This is a genomic window from Pseudomonas gingeri (assembly GCF_013386115.1).
In the GTDB taxonomy this organism is placed as follows: domain Bacteria; phylum Pseudomonadota; class Gammaproteobacteria; order Pseudomonadales; family Pseudomonadaceae; genus Aquipseudomonas; species Aquipseudomonas gingeri.
The window spans coordinates 483266-502395 of record NZ_JACAOR010000005.1 but is presented as its reverse complement, the minus strand read 5'-3'; the positions used below and the strand labels follow the sequence as shown (position 1 = coordinate 502395).

Genomic DNA, 19130 nt, shown 5'->3' with positions numbered 1-19130 from the left:
CGTGGGAACGATCGCCGTCGGTCCCGTATTATCAGGGTTTGCCCGGATGGGGTTGCGGGTAGTCGCGGACGATATCCACCGGCCACGCATAGGGGCCATCCCACAGTTGCTCATGCAACGCTTCGATCCGCTCGGCCATGGCACTGTCGCGCATCACCACTTCCAGATTGCGCGAGTTGTCGAGGTAGCCGCCCAGCCAGTTGCTGGTGCCGACCCAGGCCACCTGCCCGTCGATTTCCATCGTCTTGCTGTGGATAACTCGCGCATAGGGAATAAAGCCCTGCGGATCCTGGGGCAAGGTGACGATCTTGACCTGCACATTGGGCAGCACCGCCAGGCTTTTCAGATAGGCGACTTCCGGCATGCCGGTGTTCCAGTCGGAGACCATCAGCTTGATCGACACGCCACGCGCCGCGGCGGCTCGCAGGGCATTGTCGATCACCGCGTAGTACGCACGGGTGTTGTCCGGAGCGGATGACAACGGTGCATAATCGAGCAATTGCACCCGCACCTCGCGTTTCGCCTCGGCCAGCAAGCGCGGCAATTCCTGCTGCGAATCGCCGACGCCGGGCGGGTTGTAGCGTTGCGGGCTGGCGACCAGGTAGTTGCCGGTGCGTGCCGGCTCCTTGCCGGCCCTGGGCAACGGCACCGCCTTGTTGTCGGCCAGCGCGGCCTGGGCTTTCCAGTCCTGATCGAAGATCGCCTGCACCTGGCCGACCATGGTCTCGTCGCTGATGCGCAGGCCGGTCTCATGGATATGTTCGAGCGAGCGCCAGTCGAAATTCTGGCTGCCGATAAAGGCCAGGCGACCGTCCACCACCAGATACTTGGCGTGGATGATGCCGCCCCCCACGCGTGCGTAGGGCAGGACACGGAACGTCAGGTTGGGAATCCTGCGCAGCCGCTCCAGGGTCGCCTCATCGGAAAGCGCCAGGCCCTTTTCCTCCAGCAGGAAACGGATCTTGACCCCACGCTGGCCGGCGGCCTCGAGGCTTTCGAGCACCTTGTCCATCACCGAGCCGGGATGATCGGCAGTATAGAACTGGCCGATATCGATACGGCTTTGCGCACCGTCGAACAGTTCGATCCAGACCTCGCCGGGCTGGCGCAGGTCCGGGGTCGCGAGATCCGTCGCCAGCGGCACGCTGTGCACCAGCTCGAAGCCCGCAATGGAAAAGTCCGCCTGGGCCAGCGGACTGAGCAACAGGCCGATCAGGCCCGCCATGGCGACGCTTGAGCGTGCCGGTTGAAACTTCAGGTGGATCGGCATAGATGTCTCGTCGGGAAAGGTAGGACGGCCCGCACCCCGGGCGTGCACCACGCGGCTGGCCGGTCGTTCCCGCGCAACGCGCAAGGAACGCTCCATCAACCCTCAGGGTAGCCGTATATCGTTACCATACGGCGTCTGCAAATCCCGCTCGGGAATCTCCCAGACCACCAGTTTGGGTGGCGTCTGCCTGAACGCCGGGCTGTCGAAGTAGGCCTTGGCCGCTCCGGAAAATTCGCCGCCATCCTTGGCGAAGTTACCCACAGGGGCGCCCAGCGCGGCCTCGAGGAAACCGAGGAAATTCGAGTTGCGCGAAAACGAGGTGCCGATCAGCGCTGTGTTGGGCAGGTTGTCGTCGCCAAACAGATCGTCCAGGTTGTCAGCACCGGCGGCCTCTTCTGCCTGCTCCTTCACCTGGGTCGCGGCCACGTTTTCGGTTCGAGGCTGCAACATCGGCGGTAACCAATCGATCCCCGCCAGGCGCACCAGATCACCCGGGCGCACCGCGCTCGCCTGCGTCACCAGATCGAAGCGCTTGTGTGGCGTCGCAGTGAACTTCAGCCCTGCGACCGCCCGGGCAACCTGCCCCGCCGCCGCCTTGGCACCGGCTTCGCTCCAGTGCGTATCGGTGCGCAGATAGGCCCCCACCCCCACCGCCTGCAACGTCGGTGTCAGGTCCAGGACTGGCACGCCAGCGCCCTGCAACAGGGTCAACCATTCGCCGATGCGTGGCGCCAGCAGCGCCGGGCGGGCCAGCGTGCACCGTTGCGACGCGACGATCCGAGTCTTGTCCGGCACCACCGCCACCATCAGTTGGATACCGCGCCTGGCCAGCCCTTGCTGCAACTCGATCACCGCCCCGGCCTTGGCCCGGGCATTGAGCGCGGCGTTGTGGTTCACCCGCAGTTCATCGGTGAGGAACAACCAGCCGGGACAGCCCTCGCGTACCCGTGGCCCGAGGTCGCCGAACACCAGCCAGCTGGCGCCACGCTCCAGGTCGGCGGCCTGTTTCGGCGCAGGCGCGTCGGACAGGGTCTTGGCGAAACGATGGGTGATATCGCCATGCAGCAACATGTCCCGGGTGACCACCTTGGGCACGAACTCGATCGAGCCCTTGAGCATCAGCCAGACACAGGACAGGAAGCCCAGGGACAGGAACAGCGTGAAGATCACCCCGGCCAGCGGGCTGGCGCGCAACGCCAGTTCGGTGGGTGGCGTGGGCGCGGTCGACGGGGATTGCGTTGGCTTGGTCATCAGAATTGAAAGTACAGAAAGGGCACGGCTTCACGACTGGCGATCAGAGCGAACGACAGGATGAACCCGAGCACGGGCCAGAGGGCCGCTGCCAGCACGAACCACGCACTGTCGGCGAATCGTCTTTCACATCGCGCCTGCAACAGCGGCGCGAGGATGCACACCAGCCCCAGCAGGGCCGCCAGGCCGTGCACCGGGCGCAGGGTCACCGCCAGCGCATCGCCGAGGGCGAAGCCATGCTGGCCGAACTGCCCGCCATACATGCTCAGGGCCGTGGCGAAATCCGGGGAGCGGAACAGCGTCCAGGCCAGGCACACGAACAACAGCGTCGCGGTATGCGAAGCCCACAGCGGCAGGCCCGGCAGGCTGGAGCGCGACCAGGCGCGATCGACGCACAGGGCCACGCCGTGGGCCGAGCCCCACAACAGGTAGTTCCAACTGTCGCCGCCATGCCACAGGCCGGCGATGGCCATGGTCAGGAACAGGTTGCGATAGGTTTTCCAGGTGCCCTTGCGATTGCCACCGAGGGCGATGTACAGGTAGTCGCGCAGCCAGCTGGACAACGACAGGTGCCAGCGCCGCCAGAAGTCCTGGATGCTGTAGGCCAGGTACGGCCGGTTGAAGTTCTCCGGAAAGTGAAAGCCCAGCATCAACCCCAGGCCGATGGCCATGGCGCTGTAGCCGGCGAAATCGAAGAACAGTTGCAACGAGTACGCCAGGCAGCCGATCCAGGCATCGACGAAGGATGGCTGGTCCAGGTGGAAGGCCACGTCCACCAGCGGCGACAGGGTGTCCGCCACCAGCACCTTCATGCACATGCCGATCATGAAGCGGCGCGCACCGAGGGAGAAGTTCACCCAGTTGAAATAACGCTGGTTGAGCTCTCTCCGGACCCAGTCATAACGGATGATCGGCCCGGCAATCGAGTGGCCGAACATGGAAATGTAGGTCGCGTAATTGACGAAGCTGCGCTCCACCGGCACCACATGCCGGTGCACGTCGACCAGATAGGAAATCGCCTGCAGGACAATGAACGACAGCCCCGCCGGCAGTGCCACCCGCTGCCAGGCCATGGGCATGGCACCGTAGCAGGTGATCAGGTCGTTCCAGGTAGCGGCGAGGATATTCGCGTACTTGTACCAGCAGAGCACCGCGGTGTTGATCACGATCAGCGCAATCAGCAGCCGCACCCGCCCGCGCCCGTCTTCCCGGGAACGATCCACCAGCAGGCCGCCGACCCACGCCAGCACGGTCAGGACCATATGCAGGAACAGGAACAACGGGCTCAACCAGCCGTAGAACAACCAACTGCCGATCAACAGGGTCACATTGCGCCAGCCCGGTCTTGCCAGGGCATAGACCAGCAGGAACGCAGGCAGGAACAGCGTCAGAAACTCGAGCGAGGCGAAAACCATGGCGACGGGTGCTTCCGATTCAGTTGGACACGCTATCCGTGGCAGTGACAAGGCGTGGCCCCGTCGGCGAAGGCAATACCAGCAAGCTGTAGCGCTTGTTCGGCTCCAGCGCCCCCAGCTCGACCGGCGCACCCACCGGCTTGTCGGCGCAGAGCAGTTGGACCGCCAGCGAAGCACGTGGATTGAGTTCCTGGCGGCGCGGGTTGCCCGCCGGCGCCTTCTGGAACAGGTCGACGTCGCGCCCGGCGAGGTTGATCCGCGCATCGGCGCAAGCGGCGTCGGCGTTGAACAAGGCCAGCGAGGCCTTGAGCTGGTTGGGGATATCGAAGGCTTCGTTGACCACCAGTTGCCGGATGCCCTGGTGGCCGTCGTCCAGGGCAAATACCGTGGTGAAGTCCCCCGCCGCGACCGTCACCTGCACCGGCACGCTCTGCCCGTCACGCTGGAGCGTGCCCTTGACCGGGCGGCCACCGGGCACCGGGATAAAACCGCTGACGGCCTTGTCGCCTTCCAGCTTGAGGCTGGTCTTCGCTCCTTCCGGGGTCAGTTCCAGGGCACTGCCGGAGACATTGACGAAGCGCAGGTAGGCCGAGTCCTGGGACGGGCCGGTGGGGTACAGGGCAATCTGCGCACTGAACGCGGTGCCGCCCAAGGCGACGCCGAGCAGGCCGCCAACGAGGCTGAAGGTCCGTTTCACTGTTTCGCTCCCTTGACCGCGCTCGCGGGCAGTTCACTGATGGATTTGCCGATGGCCGCCGCCCAGGACTTGTACCCGGCGATGGTGAAGTGCTGCCCGTCGGAGGTGATCCACTCGCCTGGCTTGGAGAACTTCGTGGAGTCGATATAGGTGCAGGGCGCGACCATGTTCGCCAGGGTGCCCGCCACCAGTTGGGTACGCACCTGGTTCTTGCCGTAGGTGTTTTCATTGGTATTGCTGCCATTCGCCTTGCCCCAGGCCGGCCCGACCCACACGCACTTGGCGCCGCTGTCGGCGATCTGCCGGGTCAGCGCGGTGACGCTCTGGTAGGCCCAGACCTTGGGAAACGGCGTGGTCTTATAGGAAGCCATGGTGTCCCCCATGATCAGCACCACCAGGTCCGGCTTGTCCTTGGCGATCACCTCCTTGATCGGCTGGGTGTCCAGGGTGCCGCGGCTCATCACCTTGATCTTCTCGCCGGGATCGCGGGTGGCGCCGCAGTCGAGCTTCAGTTTCGGCGTGACCCAGTCCGCCGGGTTGGCCCCGCAGGCACCGATCGCATGGACCTGCGCGCCCTGCTGGGTGAGGTTGTCATACAGCGGGTTCATCAGTGAGTCGGGAAAACTCATGTGGCTTTCGCCAATCACGAGCAACGTCAAACCAGCGAGCACAGAAGAAGCCATGAACCATTCCTCGTTGAATCAATTCGAATAGGGGGAACCGAAGGGGCTGACCGGCAAGTCCATCGGGCCGGTCATGTCCTCGAAGGTGTAACGCAGGTACAGGCCACCGGCGACCTGGCGGTAGTCGCTGGCGTTGTCCACGCCCAGCGAGCCCCCGAGGAAGAAGTTCGAACCGAACTTGTATTCACCGGCGGCGTTGAAGCTGTAGCCGATTCCTGTCTTGTTTTCGCCGTCATAACGCGTCAGGCCGACTGCCGTGGCGTTCGGCTGCAGCTCGCTGTGACCGGGGAAGATCGCGGCGCTGTCCTGGCCGATATGCTGGACGCCCACCGAACTCTTGATCCGGTAGGTGAATCGCTCGGTACGTTGCGACCAACTGACCGGCACGCCGAGGGCGAAGAAGGTCTGCGGGCTGAAGTAACCGCCGTGGCCGTAGGTGTAGAAGTCCTGGTTATCCGAGTAGCTCAGGGCCGAACCGCTGAGGCCGAGGGTCAGGATGCTGCCGGGGGTATTGCGCAGGTACCAGTAGACGCCGCTGCCCAGCTCGAAGCGGTCATTGTCGTCGACGTTGTGGCCCACCAGCCGGTGTGCCGAACCGTAGCCGTAGGCGCCGAACTTCTGGTTGTCGTAACCCAGTTCGCCACGTACGCCGTTGGCGGTGACGCCCCCCCACTTCTCGCCGGTACGCGGGTCGCGGGAGCCGGCGAACGAGGTCAGGCTGTCGGTCACCGCCCGCCGTGAGGCGCTGACGCCGTAGCTGAAATTGGAGTTGGCCGCGAATGGCCGGTTGAGGCTGACCCCGCCAATCGGCGTGCTGTAGGTAAAGCCCACCGGGCTGACCCCGATATCGGCCTTGAGGCCCTGCTCCTTGTCGCGATAGGCCAAGGCGAACCCCACGCCGCTGTCTTTCTGCGACCCCACCGGATCCAGGCCGCTGGTGCCGAAACGGGCCTGGGCGAAATTGCCCGGACTGCCCGAGGACAGCCAGACCGGAGTAACCTGCAGGGCGATGCTCGCCATTTCCGTACCCACGGGGATACTGAGTTCAAACGGCGTCTCGATATCCGTCAGCTTGCCCAGGCCTTTCTCACTGTTGTTGCTGCGCACGCTGAGGCCCTGGACCACATAGCCGGTGCGGTCCTGGAGGATATCGTCCAGGGCCAGTTGCGCCGGGCTGCGTCCCGCCTGCGCAGCCGTGTCGCGGGCATAGCTCTGGTCGAACGGATTGACGCCGCCATTGGTCGCGGCAACGACCTGGGCCTTGCGCCCGACCGGTGCCGGCACCGGCTCCGGATCCCCCGCGCCAAGCCCCGTCGCCGGGCCATCCACCGGCGGCGGAATCAGTGACGCCTGGGCCAGCGCGGTGGTCTGGCGCCGCTGCCCGGCCAGCCCGACAAAGGGGTTGGCCGAGACGGCCGAGCCGGCGGAAGTCACCACGTAGGTGTCGCTGCGCTGACTGTTCTCGATCTCGATGGCCTTGCGCAGCAACTGGCTGGCCTCGCCGGTACGACCCATGCCGCGATAGATCCGCGCGGACGCAGTCAGCGTCTGCGGCACGCCCGGTTCCAGTTCGAGGGCTTTTTTCACCGCGCTTTCGGCCAGGGCATAGTCCCGGCCTTGCAGGGCGATATCGGCCAGGCCCAGTTGCAGCCTGGCGTTGCCCGGATCGGCCTTGATCAGCGGCTCATAGAGTTGCCGGGCCTTGGCGAGATTGCCGCTGGCCGCATACATGCGCGCCAGCGAAGACACCGCCAGGCTGTCGTTCGGACGTTGCTGGAGGGCCGGCGACAACATGTCGTAGGCAGCCACCAGGTCATTCTTTTCGCGCAGTTCGTCAGCCTGTTTGACCCGGTAGAGAAACACCAGGTCCTCATAGCGCTTGCTCGCGGTTTCGCTCATCGGCTTGCCTTGCAACTGGCGCAGGATGTCGCTGGCTTCGGCGTCCTGGTCGGCCTTGAGCAACACGCCCGCATAGAGCAATTGCAGGTCCGGCGTCGATGCGGACTTATCCAGCAAACCACGCATCAGGCTCACCGCCTGGTCCGGATTGCCGGCTTCGGCGTAGGCACTGGCCAGCACCGCCAGCCGCTCGGGCTTGCCCTGGGCCAGCGGCTCGCAACGCGACAGCAGCGCCCAGGCTTCCTGGCGCTGGCCGCGACGGGCGACGTCCACCGCCAGTTCGGTCTGGATATGCAGGCGGATATCCAGCTCCATCTCGTTCATGTCGGCACTGCGCCTGGCCGCCGGAATCCGCGCCAGGGTGCGTTGGGCCTTGCTCCACTCGCCCAGTTCGGCAGACAGCAGGGTGCTGGTGTACAGCGCGTCCGGCTGGTCGGGTTGCTGCTTGAGCAGTTCGTCGATCAGGTCGCGGGCGACCTGGGTCTGGCCGTTGCGCAGGTAGACCCGGGCCAGGGCGAAACGTGTCCAGGGATTCTTCGGGTCGTCGGCCAGGGCTTCCTTGTAGGCTTTCTGCGCGGCAGCCAGATCGCCACGGCGCTCGGCCAGCTTGGCCACCTGGGTGGCCCGCAGCGCGCGGATATGCACGCTGGGCGCCAGGCGCGCCTGTTGCGCCGGTGGCAGGCCGTCGATCAGTTGCAACGCTTCATCGGACTTGCCCGCCCGCGACAGCACGGCGATCAGTCCGCTCAAGGCATCCGGGTAGTTCGCGGTGCGTGCCAGTACCTGGCGATAACCGGCTTCGGCGGCGTCCAGTTGCCCGGCCTGGGCCTGCAACCCGGCCAGCGCGGTCGGGCCGGCCGGCTCCACCGGGTTCTTGGCAATGGCCTGTTCGATCAATTCCCGCGCCTGGGCTTGCCGTCCGCTGCGCTGGGCCTCGGCGGCCTTGTCGAGGAGGATCCAGTAGCGCACATCCTCGAGGGCCTCTTTCCATTGCCCGCCGCCGGCGGTGCGGGTCGCCTGCAGCAGATAGTTCTCGGCTTCGCCCAGGCGTTTCTGCTGCTGGCGCAGGATGCCCATGCCACCGAGGGCGTCGTAGTCGCCGGGCTTGTCGTTGAGGCGCGCCTGCAATTGCTGCTCGGCAGTGGCCAGGTCACCGGCCTCGAGGGCCTTGAGGCCACGGGCGACATGGGGATCGCGCTGCCAGCCGGCGGCGCCGCGGCCCTGGGCGATGCCCTTGTCCATCAACGCGCGGATTTCCGTGTCGTTCGGATGCGCCTGCAGATACTGCTCGAACAATGACACCTGGTCCCGCGACGGCGGACCGAGCCAGACCAGGGCGAAGCGCCAGGTTTCGTCGGCGTTGCCACCGATATCCGGGTTATGCGACAGCCGCGCCAGGGCACGGATACCTTCCGCGCGGCTGTCGGGATTGCGCGCCAGATGCAATGCCAGCCACAGGTCGAGGATCGCGTCATCCGGACGTTCCCGGCGCAACCGTTCCAGCCCGGTCCGCGCCTCGGGCCAGCCCCCCGTGGCGAAGCCCAGGGTGTTGTAGTACTCGCGGGCAATCAGGCCTTGCGGCTGATGACCGCCCAGTAACTGCCGATAGGCCTCGACGGCCTTGTCGCGCTCGCCGGCATCGCTCAGTTCGCGGGCTTTCTCCAGTAGTTGCTGTTTGTCCGGCGGGCTCAGGGCAATGTCCTGCTCGAGCTGCAACGCCAGGCGCGGCAACGGCTTGATCGCCTGCAACCGGGCCAGGTAATTCTGCGCGCCGGCCAGGCGCTGTTGTTGCAGGTCGATCAGGCCCAGGCCATACAAGGCGTCGGGTTGCTCGGGCTGCAGGTTCAACAGCCGCGTCCAGGCTTCCGCCGCGCGGTCCGGCTTTTCCTTGGCCTGCCAGTAGTAACCCTGCTGAATCAGCAGCGACTGCGGGGCAGCGCTGTCGGCGGCGAAGCTGGCGCCGGATGCCAGGGCGGCACACACCGCCAGGGCTAGGGTTTGCTGGCGCATGCGGCCTCCCAGGACACTTTCACGGTGCCGTCTTTGTTGAACTGATAGCGGTTCTCGCTCCAGCCGAGGGAAAACAGGCTCAGCATCACGTGGTAATACTGGTGCTGTTGATAAGCCGGATCGGCCGGGTTGCTGAAGTGCGCGATCGCCTGGTCGACCAGGCGTTGCTGCTGGTCCGCCAGCAACGGCAGGCCCTTGGCCCGCAGGTACGGCACCAGCGCGGCGGAGAACCCGTAGGGGCCGATCCCCTCGGTGGCGCCGGTCAGGACCTGGACCTTTTCCGGCGGTACGCCGGTGGATGCCGTGGCCTGTGCCATGCCGTCGAGATTGTCGAGAATCGGCCTGGCCAGGGGGTCGCCCGGTGAAGTCAGGCCGGCCCACAGGTAGGCACGAATGGCGTCATAGCTGCCCTGGGCATTGGTGAACTTGTCCACCACGAACAGGCCCTTGTTGACGTCCGTGCCCCGATAACCGACCCAGTCCGGGACGAATCCGAAGCGGTTCATGTTCTTGTCGGCGATCATCTTCGCGGTGCTCTCGGCGACCTCTTTCCAGGGGCTCGACGGCGCCTCCCTGCTGAAGCGGCGCAGCAGTGGGATCGGCGTGTAGCTGGCATTGAAGCGCCACAGTTGATCCGGGTGCTCATAACCCACAGGCCCGGGCAGGAGCATCTTGCCCAGGCCAGGGATATCGCGGATCAGGGTCTTTTCGACGTTGTTCAGAATGCGTTGCGCATCGCTGCGGTACGCCGGCTTTTTCCACAGGCGATCGGCCTCCAGCAACGCGTAGGCGAACCACAGGTCGGCATCGCTGGCGGAGTTCCTGTCGAGCACGCCCCAGGTGCCGGCGGGAGTCGGCCCCCACAGCCAGCCGGGCAGGTTCCCGACGATATCGGCGCCGGCCATGTTGTCCCGGGTCCAGCGCCACAACGCATCGAAGGTCACCGGGTCATTGGCCACCAGCGCAAAGAACATCCCGTAGGACTGGCCTTCGGAACTGCTCTGGTTGGGGTCCATGCTCGATCCGAGCATGCGCCCGTCCTTCTGCACGAACCGCTCGGCGTAGCTTTTCCACAACGGCCAGTTCTGCACGCTGCAGCCCTCGGCGCGCACCGTGCCCGAGATCAGCAGCACCAGCGACAGCAGGCCGCCCAGGCAGCGCGGCTTGAGACATCGAGCGACACTCATGACAGTCGCTTCCGAGCCCGTGAGCGCAGGAACAGGTACAGCAGCACGCTCACCAGCGCCAGGCCCGCCACCGTCACCAGCAGCATCCACAACAGGTTCTGCGACAGGGTCCACTGCACCCGCTTGAACAGGCTCAGGTCGCCGACGTAGTACTGCTCGTCGGCCACCAGCGAGGTGATCCGCTTGTCCTGCACCACCGCCAGGCTGCCCTGGATGCTGTCCTTGTACGAGTCGCCACCGATCAGCGCGGCGGTGGCATCGGCCAGGCCTTCCGGCTTGCCGCTGGCAATCACCACCACACTGCGCTCAGGCTTGAGCGGCGATTCGAAACCGGCCAGGTAGGTGCTGCTGTTGGCGCCGGTGTAGGTCACCTGGAGACGTGGCTTGCGCTGGTTGGCCTGGGCATCAGGGCTGATCCAGTCGCGCAGGCGCAAGGTCAGGTCGGACAGGTTGAAGCGGTGGCTGCTGCCGGCGGTGCTGGCGGGCAGACGATCGGCCCACTGTTCCAGCAAGGGCTGGTTGGCTCCCGAGGCGAATACCAGCAGGTCCTTGTCGCTGACCGTCTGCACATCCTTGGCCTGGACCACGGTCACCGCCGTCGCCGGGTAACCGGTGGACTCGCCGAACCGGCCGAGCACGGTCAGGTAGGCGCCCCACTCTTGCGGGCCGCTGCCGTCGGGCAGGACCACGGCACTCTGCGACAGGTCCGCCAGGCGGGTGAACGGGAAGCCGCTGTCGTTGAACACGCCCAGGTTGGGCAAGGCGATGTAATGGTTGAAACCGCGCAGGTCGAGGCTCGAGTCCGGGTCGATCAGGCCGCGCATGTTATCGATGATGATGTCCCGGCATTCGCCCTGCTTGACGTAGTCGAACATGAAGCGCAGTTGCAACTGCGAGCGCGGCGACGCCACGCCCAGGGGCAACAGCACATTCGCCTCGCGAGGCAGGCTTTCATCCTTCTTCAGCAACGCCAGCAGGTTCTCGCCGCCGTCCAGGCTCTTGAGCGACGGCAACGGCATGGATTTCATGAAGGTGTTGTTCAGGCTCACCAGCAGTGACGAGTTGGCCGACTCCTGCTGCGGGGTGTAGCGGTATTTCAGGTCCAGCGGCACACCCGCTTCGCGCCAGTTGAACAGGTCCGGTGGCAGCCGCACGGGGATATTGATACTGCCGGGGTTGTAGCCGGACACACTGAGTTGGCGGGTATCGAGCAGTTCGCCCAGGCGCACTGGCCGATCAGACGGCAGCCAGTTCGGTGCGTCATAGGGTTTGCGCGGGCTCAGCGGATCGAGATGCTCGATCACCACGCTGCTGCCCACCAGCGCCTTGCTGCCCACCGCCACGGCGGCGGCAGCCAGCTTGAGCTCGGCCGCATTGCGTCCGGCGACGAGCAGCAGCTTGCCATGGGGATCGCCGGGGTTGGTCAGCAGCGTGACGGTCGCGCCTTTCGGTGCCGGCACCTGCAGGCCGCCCAGTTGCACCGCCTCCTGGCTTTCGATCAGGACAATCGCATTGCCCTGCTCGGGAAGCTGGCCCAGGCTGCTGGTGAAACTCGCGCCTCGATAGGCCGCCAGGCCACCGATCCAGGATGACAACGCCCCCGCTGCTTCCAGGGCGGCGTTATCCGGTTGCCGGGCGAACACGACCGGCAGGTTGACCTGGCGCGAGTCGCGGCGATCGAAGAACGGCAGCGGCAGGATCGACAGGTCATCCTTGAGCTGGATCGGCGAAACGCTGAGCTTGAGTTCCGAGCTGTTGTTGATCTTGGCCCACAGGCTGCTGTGCTGCGGGTCCTCGCACTGCATCGTGTAGTGCCCGATAAATTGCAGGCGCAGGCGGTTGAACTCGGTGATCAGGTGCGCAGGGATCTGCACCACCTGCTGTTGCGGCTGGCCGGCGCCCTCCTTGGGCAACGCCAGGCTGGCAGCGACTTCGTCGTTGACCAGCACGTTGATCTGCGACAGGTCGGCGAGCAGCGCCGGCGAGTAGCTGTAGTGCAGCACCAGTTGCGCACCGTTGACCACTTCGTCGGCGCGGATATCGAAATTGACCCCGTCGGCCGCTTCGACACCCTGCAGGTTCATGGTGTCCAGCCGGCCCAGTTGCTTGAGGGTCAGGTCGCGATTGTAGCTGCCCGCGCTCGGCTGGACCACGGGGCCGGCCTGAGCCGGTGCCAACGCAGGCGTCGCTGTCGTATCGGCATGGGCCAGGGGAATCATGCCGCCCAGGCCCAGTAGCGGCAAAGCCAGCCCCGATAAAAGCTGCACCGATGAAAGCAGTACCCATGAAGGCAGGCGCATGAACGGATGACGTGGGCCACGGGTGGCGCTGCGTGCTGAGGATTTGATGATCATGACTTGTCCATAAGAGGTTCGAGCGGTTGCGAAGGAGCGGATCGGGCGACCAGGCGGTCGCGGGCCTGCAGGGCCACGGCCTTGAGCAGGGCGCCCATGCCGACGAGGCCGATGGCACTGACTTCCCGCAGGGCCGACAGCGGCGTATCGAGCTTGCCGCTGCCCCAGCTGGAGGCCCAGGTATCGGCGCGGGAGAAGGTCATGCGCACCAGCTCGCTTTGCTGGCGCAGGCTCAGCGGGTCGAACAGCGCACCCAGGTACTGGCCCTTGCTGAACACCACCGTGGTATCGAACTGGCTGGTGCGCGAGTTGCGGAACAACGACACCCGCACCCGTTCCCCCGCCGCCACCGTGGTTCCCGCCGGCAATTTGAGGCCCAGGCCGCGCTGGGAAAAGTCCTGGGTCGTACCGTAGACCTCGGTGCCATCGGCCAGCTCGATCCTCACCGGCAGCTCGGCCCGGACCCGGGGTTCCGCGCGCACCTGGCGGGTCTCACTGGCCACCGCGACCGCGGCGCTGGTGATGATCAGGTTGTAGAGCGTCCACACACAGTTGATCAGCACCGTGATCGCCGTGTCCGGCGCCCCCCAGATCAACTGGTGGATACCGAAGCCGAGACCGGTCACGTTCAGCACCAGCAGGACGATGTAGGGCCGGGCCAGCTTCCAGTCGAAATACTCCTTGTCAATGATCCCGCCCTTGTCGGTGACGTTGAAGCCGCCGAACTTCGGGTTGACCAGCGCCATCAGCACCGGCGGCATGATGTACCAGGCCAGGACCGTCTCGTAGACCTCGTTCCAGAACGAATGCCGGAAACGCCCCTGGATGCAGGAGTTGGTCAGGTTGGAATGGAACAGGTGCGGCAAGGCGTAGGCGGTGATCATCAGGGCCGAGGCGTGGAAGATCTGCGCGCCGAAGATCAGGTAGGCCAGCGGCGCGGTGAGAAACACCAGCCGTGGCAGGCCATAGAAAAAGTGCAGCATGGCGTTGGCGTAGCAGATGCGCTGGCCGAGGTTCAGGCCCTTGCCCACCAGCGGGTTGTCGAGCCGGAAGATCTGCGCCATGCCGCGCGCCCAGCGGATCCGCTGGCTGATATGTCGCGACAGGCTTTCGGTGGCCAGGCCCGCCGCCTGGGGGATCGCCAGGTAGGCGGTGTTGTAGCCGGCACGGTTGAGCTTGAGGGCGGTGTGGGCGTCCTCGGTCACGGTTTCGACCGCCACCCCGCCGATTTCCTCCAGTGGCTTGCGGCGCAGAATGGCGCATGAGCCGCAGAAGAACGTCGCGTTCCACAGATCGTTGCCGTCCTGCACCAGGCCATAGAACAGCTCGCCTTCGTTGGGCACGGCGCGGAAGGTGTTGAGGTTCTTCTCGAACGGGTCCGGGGAAAAGAAGAAGTGCGGCGTCTGCAACATCGCAAGCTTCGGATCCTTGAGGAACCAGCCCATGCCGATCTGCAGGAAGGATCGGGTCGGCACGTGGTCGGCGTCGAACATGGCGATGTATTCGCCGTCGGTGACCTTGAGGGCTTCGTTGAGGTTGCCGGCCTTGGCGTGAAAGTTGTTGTCGCGGGTGATGTAGTTGACGCCGATGCTCTGACAGAAGCGGCGGAACTCATCGCGCCGGCCGTCATCGAGGACATGCACGCGCAGCTTGTCCTTGGGCCAATCCATCGCCTGGGCGGCGAAGATGCTCAGCTTCACGATGCTCAGGGTTTCGTTGTAGGTGGGGATGAACACATCCACCGTCGGCCAGTCGCCCGGATCGCCCGCCAGCATCACCGGACGGCGGCGCAGCGGCCAGGCGGTCTGCACATAACCGAAGACCAGCACCACCAGCGCATAGATCTCCGCCAGCACCAGGCCGTAGCCGAAGAGGATGTCCAACCAGCCGTCAAAACCGAGGGTGTCGGTCAGGCGCCAGTACAGGTAGCGCAACGAGGCCACCAGCGACAGCACGATCAGCGCCAGGATCGGCAGGCGCCCCGGCAGGCGCTTGATCAGCAACGCCGAACCGAAGCACAGCGCGGCGAACAGGCACTGGGTGTAGAGGTCCAGCGGGGCGCTGATGATGCTGACCAGCAACAGGCCGGCGACCAGCGCGCCGCCGAGAATCAACGCCCGGCGCAGTGCGCCCGGCCATTGCTTGAAGCGGGTCGACCAATCGTTGAGACGCAGTTCGCTGCGCCCCGGGAGATGGGACGTGGGATTGGGATCGCGGATCATGACAAATGGGACTCTTGCGTACCTTGCATGAGCAGTTCGCACAGCGAGCCTGCGATATCGAGGGTGTCCTGGCAGCCTCGGGTGCTTGGGGTGTGCGCCAGCGGGTTACGGTCGTACGCCAATGCTTCGCTGAAGAAATGATCCTGATGGATCACTCCGAGCAGCTGGTTGCCTGTTCTTTTTTTCAGCACTTCGCACACGTCGAGGCTGAACTGGCGGGACGTATCCAACTGGTTGATGACGTATTTGCACTGCAACGGCTTGTCCCGCTGCAGATAGGGCGCGAGCAGCCGCTCCATCTGGTTGAGACTGGAGTAGGACGCCGCATCGGCGAGGGTTACCACCAGGGCGATGTCGGCGATGGCCAGGGCCTGGGCGAGATAGGCCGTAGCCCCGGGCGGCGTGTCGATGATCAGTGTGTCCCGCTCGCCCAGCCCCATGTCGGCCAGATGACGAGCCAGCCAGGTGGGATCGGCGCGCAGGCTGTTTTCGAAATCCAGGCGTTCCGCTTCGCTGACCACCCCGTAGGCCAGGCAGCGGCTGGCGGCAAAACCCTCGCGAATCAGCTGGCGCCAGTCCTGCTGCTCCGGGTCGTCCTGGGCGATGCCCGGCCATTGCTCATTGCCGCCCAGATGCAGGCACAAGGCGTTTTGCGGGTCGAGGTCGATCGCCAGGGTACGCCCGCCGGAGCGCTTGATCGCACTCGCCAGGGCACCGGCCAGGGTGCTCTTGCCGACACCGCCCTTGGCCGAGACCACCGCGATGACCTTGGCTTTCAGGATCGGACGGGAAGCACCCGGGACAGGGGCATCGACGACCACCGCTGCACGCTGTTGCTCGATTTCCGCCAGCAGGCGACTCAGCGGTGTGGAACTGGCCGGGGCTGCCGGCAGGACGAACGGCGATGGCTCGACGACCGCAGACGGGGTCTGCGCCTGAGGTACAGGCGCTATCGCGACAGGAGACACCGGGACCTCGACCGCGGACACCCCGTCCGGCGGTTGCCCGGTACTCAAGGCGGTGGCACCAGGCGTGGCAGTCTCTTCGATGTAGTCGTAGGACGGTTCTATTTCCCGATAGCTGTCCGCGCTTGCGCCGAATCTCTGGAACAGATTCGCGATATCGTCTAGCCGATGCATCCTGGTATCCCTTTGTACAAAAAGGTTCAAAACGAGCATCCAAAGGGACTAGCACCAACCCTGGTCATACACTCCGTTGTTCCCCGATGACTCCCCCCACAAGTGATATCAATATGATTGTGTCATTATTTTGGAGTCTAATTGATTTTACGCAGCGAACAGGCCGCACTCGCCAATATTTTGGCGAACAAACTGTAATCCCTTGAATGTAAAGGAGCTCTTGTCCCCTGCGCGGGCCACTCGCCTGTTGATCCGTGACAACGGCGCGTCGGTCCAATAGATTAGGCGCCCGGAAATGCCCAAGGCATTTCGCGCCTCACAACCTGTCAAATGAAATAGCGAAATTTCGATGCCTGATTCCCATACCGATGAAGCCGTAACCTCCTTGTCCGCCAAGCACGAGTACGAAAACGCGATCAATCTTTCCCAGCACGTGGCCCAGGCCAAGACCATCAGTGAAATGGTGCTCGACGCTTTCCACACCTCCAAGGAAAGCGATGAGATTCGCCAGCTGCGCGCGGCAATCCGCCAGGCGCACGACCGTTTTGACGACGACAAAGCCTACGAACTCATGGGCCAGCTCAAGCAACTCAAGGACGCCGAGGCCGCGGATATCGCCGCGCTGGAAGACTTGAGCACGAAATTCCCGATCACCCGGATCCTCTCCAGCTACAAGGACGACCCGGCGTTCCAGGAACTGGTCTACGGCCTGGCGCTCAAGGTGCTGAACCAGACCCACCAGGCGGTGAGCAACCCGAATGCCGGCAAGGGCAAGGCCGCGCGCCCGAAGAAAGAAGCCGAGGTCTTCGTGATCAGCAAGGACGGCAACAGCGTCAACTTCCCGCTGCGCACGCCACGCTCCAAGGCCAACGCCGATCGCGAAGCCTACGAGTTCCTGGGCTTCGCCTTTGCCGGTCATGGCGACCTGGCCGAACTGCTGAGCGAAACCTTTGTGGACAACGAAGGCAACGAACAACCGGCGACACGCAAGAACATCGTCACCGCGATCCAGCAACAGACCGCGTTTGCCGGCTACAGCATCGTTCAGCAGTAAAACCGCGATGGCTTGATCGAAGCCGTGGTGGGAAAGGGTGGATGTGTTACGAGGTGCGACGTGCCGGGGAACAGATCCGCCCTTTTTGCTTCATGAGCGCTGCAGACGACGCGACTTTTCCTCAAGCCTGCCATGCCGATCCCATTCGAAAACGGACCTCGTATGCTTCAGCCCCTGTTGACCAGCGTTTACCCCGGCTTCGACCCGGAACAGACCAAGATCCATTTCGCCCAGCACAATGGTTCGGACGATCCACTGGACGTGTACTTCGCCGGTAAGTTCGACGACTGGCAGGCCTGGCAACGCCAGAAGAATTTCGAACGACCGCTGTTGCTGTCGCTGGTGCAGATGCCGCGCTGGAACAAGTGGCTGTTTGTCGGCGCCTACGATTCGCTGGAAGCGATTCCCAACGATGAGTATCCGCCCCTGCAGTATCACTACCGCTACCGCAAGGTCGAAGCCTTCAGGCCACTGGAAGGGCGACTGGTCATTCACCATGAGAAGACGGCCCGGGCCAACTATCGAAACCTGGAAACCTGCCTCCACGAACTGCAGCTGTCGGAAATTCGCGAAGAACGGCTCACCATCGGCCCGTTCCCCGGTTTCAAGGACGTCAATGTCAGCTACCCGGAACTGCGGCTGATCGTCAATCAGGAGCTGGAGTCCTGGCGCACGGCGCTGTCCAGCGTCGCCGGGGTCTACCTGATCTCCGACCGGGAACAGAACCAGCTCTACGTGGGCAGTGCCACCGGCATGGATGGCATCTGGGGACGCTGGGTGAACTACGCGCATTCGGGTCATGGCGGCAACGTGCGGCTGGTGGATCTCGAAGCCGTGCGCGGGGGCAGTTTCTCGGAGAAGTTCCACTTTTCCATCCTGGAAATCGCCGACAAACACACCGGCGCCGACGAGATGCGCGACAAGGAAAATCACTGGAAAATCCGCCTGCTGACACGCGACAGCGGCCTGAACGGCAACTGAGTCGTGGCAGTTAAAACCCCGTGCAGTCCCGGGCCGGCACGGCGCTGAATCGACTTTTGCGCGCGAGGAAATCCGGGCTTCCCGGCTTCAGTGCCAGCGCCCGCTCTTCAGCCGCCAGCGCGCCGACAAAGTCCCCCGACCGAGCCTTGACGCAAGCCAGGGTATCCAGGGCATTGGCTCCGGGTTCCAGCGCCACGGCCCGTTGCGCCGCGACCCGGGCTTCGGCCAGCAGCGCCGGGGTCTTGAAGGCGGCCGTGCTGGCGATGATCCAGGCCAGGTTGTTCTGCCCCTTCGGCGACTGGGGATAGAGCCGCACACCCGTGCGGTAATCCGCCAGGGCCTCGTCGAGCTTGCCCTGTTTGTGCCAGGACTCGCCACGCAACAAGGTCACGTACCCCAGCACTTCGTCGCGCGACAGGCTTCGCCCCTGCCAGGCCGGCAGACCCGCCGGCGTGCGGCATTGGGCGCGGCCATTGGTGTCCCAGTCCATCGCCGGACCGTGGCGGGGCGTCCAACGCAGGTAGTTGTGGCTCTCGCCGTCGGGCAGGCGCATTTCCACCAGGCTCATGGGCAGCGACAGGGACTCGGCCACCGACAGATACAGGAACGCGCTGGTGTCACAGTCGGCGATATGTCGCCCGCCTCCGGGCAGCGTGCGCGAGGCCAGGACATCGCCCAGGGTTTCGGTCGGGACGTACAGCTGGAAGCCGTTGTCGACGAGCGTGGCCCCCACCACCGTAAACGTGGCCCGGGCCTGCGCTTGCCAGTCGGCCTTTGCGCCGGGCCGGGCAGCCAGCGAATCCCGCGCCTGATCGATCAGCGAGTCCAGCAGGCGAAAACTCTCGTCCGGCACGAAACAGGCCTCAGACTCCAGCATCAGGATCTCGTAACCCAGGCCGCGATGGCGGGGTTGGTAAGTCCTGGGTGAAGGCTTCGAGCATTGCCGGGAAGCAAGCGCAGTGCCGGGC

Annotated in this window: 13 protein-coding genes; 2 read left to right on the top strand and 11 right to left on the bottom strand. The window is 64.7% G+C overall.

Going from position 1 to position 19130, the window contains the following annotated elements; genetic code table 11:
* Window positions 1-31: 31 nt before the first annotated feature.
* From HX881_RS10240 to bcsQ, 10 genes are all read right to left on the bottom strand, one after another.
* Complete coding sequence (locus HX881_RS10240; RefSeq protein WP_177084585.1) at window positions 32-1270, bottom strand: phospholipase D-like domain-containing protein; 1239 nt, start codon at window positions 1268-1270, stop codon at window positions 32-34.
* Window positions 1271-1372: 102 nt separating this feature from the next.
* Window positions 1373-2521 carry an alginate O-acetyltransferase AlgX-related protein gene (locus HX881_RS10235; RefSeq protein WP_177084218.1) on the bottom strand — a complete coding sequence of 383 codons (1149 nt, stop codon included), beginning with the start codon at window positions 2519-2521 and terminating at the stop codon, window positions 1373-1375.
* The gene (locus HX881_RS10230) at window positions 2521-3936 is read right to left on the bottom strand and encodes an MBOAT family O-acyltransferase (protein ID WP_177084216.1); all 1416 of its coding nucleotides are present in this window, start codon (window positions 3934-3936) and stop codon (window positions 2521-2523) included. Before HX881_RS10230 ends, HX881_RS10235 begins: the two co-directional genes overlap by 1 nt.
* A gap of 19 nt (window positions 3937-3955) precedes the next feature.
* A complete protein-coding gene (locus HX881_RS10225) occupies window positions 3956-4633 on the bottom strand; it encodes a cell division protein FtsQ (protein WP_017123668.1) in 678 nt (225 codons plus the stop codon).
* Window positions 4630-5316 (bottom strand): SGNH/GDSL hydrolase family protein, encoded by a 687-nt coding sequence (locus HX881_RS10220; RefSeq protein WP_177084214.1) that lies wholly within the window; start codon window positions 5314-5316, stop codon window positions 4630-4632. Before HX881_RS10220 ends, HX881_RS10225 begins: the two co-directional genes overlap by 4 nt.
* Before the next feature lie 18 nt (window positions 5317-5334).
* A complete protein-coding gene (locus tag HX881_RS10215; RefSeq protein ID WP_177084212.1) occupies window positions 5335-9225 on the bottom strand; it encodes a cellulose biosynthesis protein BcsC in 3891 nt (1296 codons plus the stop codon).
* Entirely contained in the window at window positions 9207-10412 is a 1206-nt protein-coding gene (gene bcsZ / locus HX881_RS10210; protein WP_177084210.1) for a cellulose synthase complex periplasmic endoglucanase BcsZ, read from the bottom strand. The genes HX881_RS10215 and bcsZ overlap by 19 nt, the downstream gene beginning before the upstream one ends.
* Entirely contained in the window at window positions 10409-12766 is a 2358-nt protein-coding gene (gene bcsB / locus HX881_RS10205; protein ID WP_177084208.1) for a cellulose biosynthesis cyclic di-GMP-binding regulatory protein BcsB, read from the bottom strand. The genes bcsZ and bcsB overlap by 4 nt, the downstream gene beginning before the upstream one ends.
* Window positions 12763-14988 carry a UDP-forming cellulose synthase catalytic subunit gene (gene bcsA / locus HX881_RS10200; RefSeq protein ID WP_017123663.1) on the bottom strand — a complete coding sequence of 742 codons (2226 nt, stop codon included), beginning with the start codon at window positions 14986-14988 and terminating at the stop codon, window positions 12763-12765. Before bcsA ends, bcsB begins: the two co-directional genes overlap by 4 nt.
* Window positions 14985-16127: a cellulose biosynthesis protein BcsQ gene (gene bcsQ / locus HX881_RS10195; RefSeq protein ID WP_177084206.1), complete on the bottom strand. Its 1143-nt coding sequence runs from the start codon at window positions 16125-16127 to the stop codon at window positions 14985-14987. The genes bcsA and bcsQ overlap by 4 nt, the downstream gene beginning before the upstream one ends.
* Before the next feature lie 349 nt (window positions 16128-16476).
* Between bcsQ and HX881_RS10190 the strand changes: the two genes are divergently transcribed.
* Entirely contained in the window at window positions 16477-17181 is a 705-nt protein-coding gene (locus HX881_RS10190; protein ID WP_017123661.1) for a hypothetical protein, read from the top strand.
* A gap of 162 nt (window positions 17182-17343) precedes the next feature.
* Entirely contained in the window at window positions 17344-18162 is an 819-nt protein-coding gene (locus tag HX881_RS10185; RefSeq protein ID WP_177084204.1) for a GIY-YIG nuclease family protein, read from the top strand.
* Between the two features lie 10 nt (window positions 18163-18172).
* Here the strand turns inward: HX881_RS10185 and HX881_RS10180 are convergent, their stop codons facing one another.
* A complete protein-coding gene (locus HX881_RS10180) occupies window positions 18173-19039 on the bottom strand; it encodes a hypothetical protein (RefSeq protein WP_177084202.1) in 867 nt (288 codons plus the stop codon).
* Between the last annotated feature and the right edge of the window lie 91 nt (window positions 19040-19130).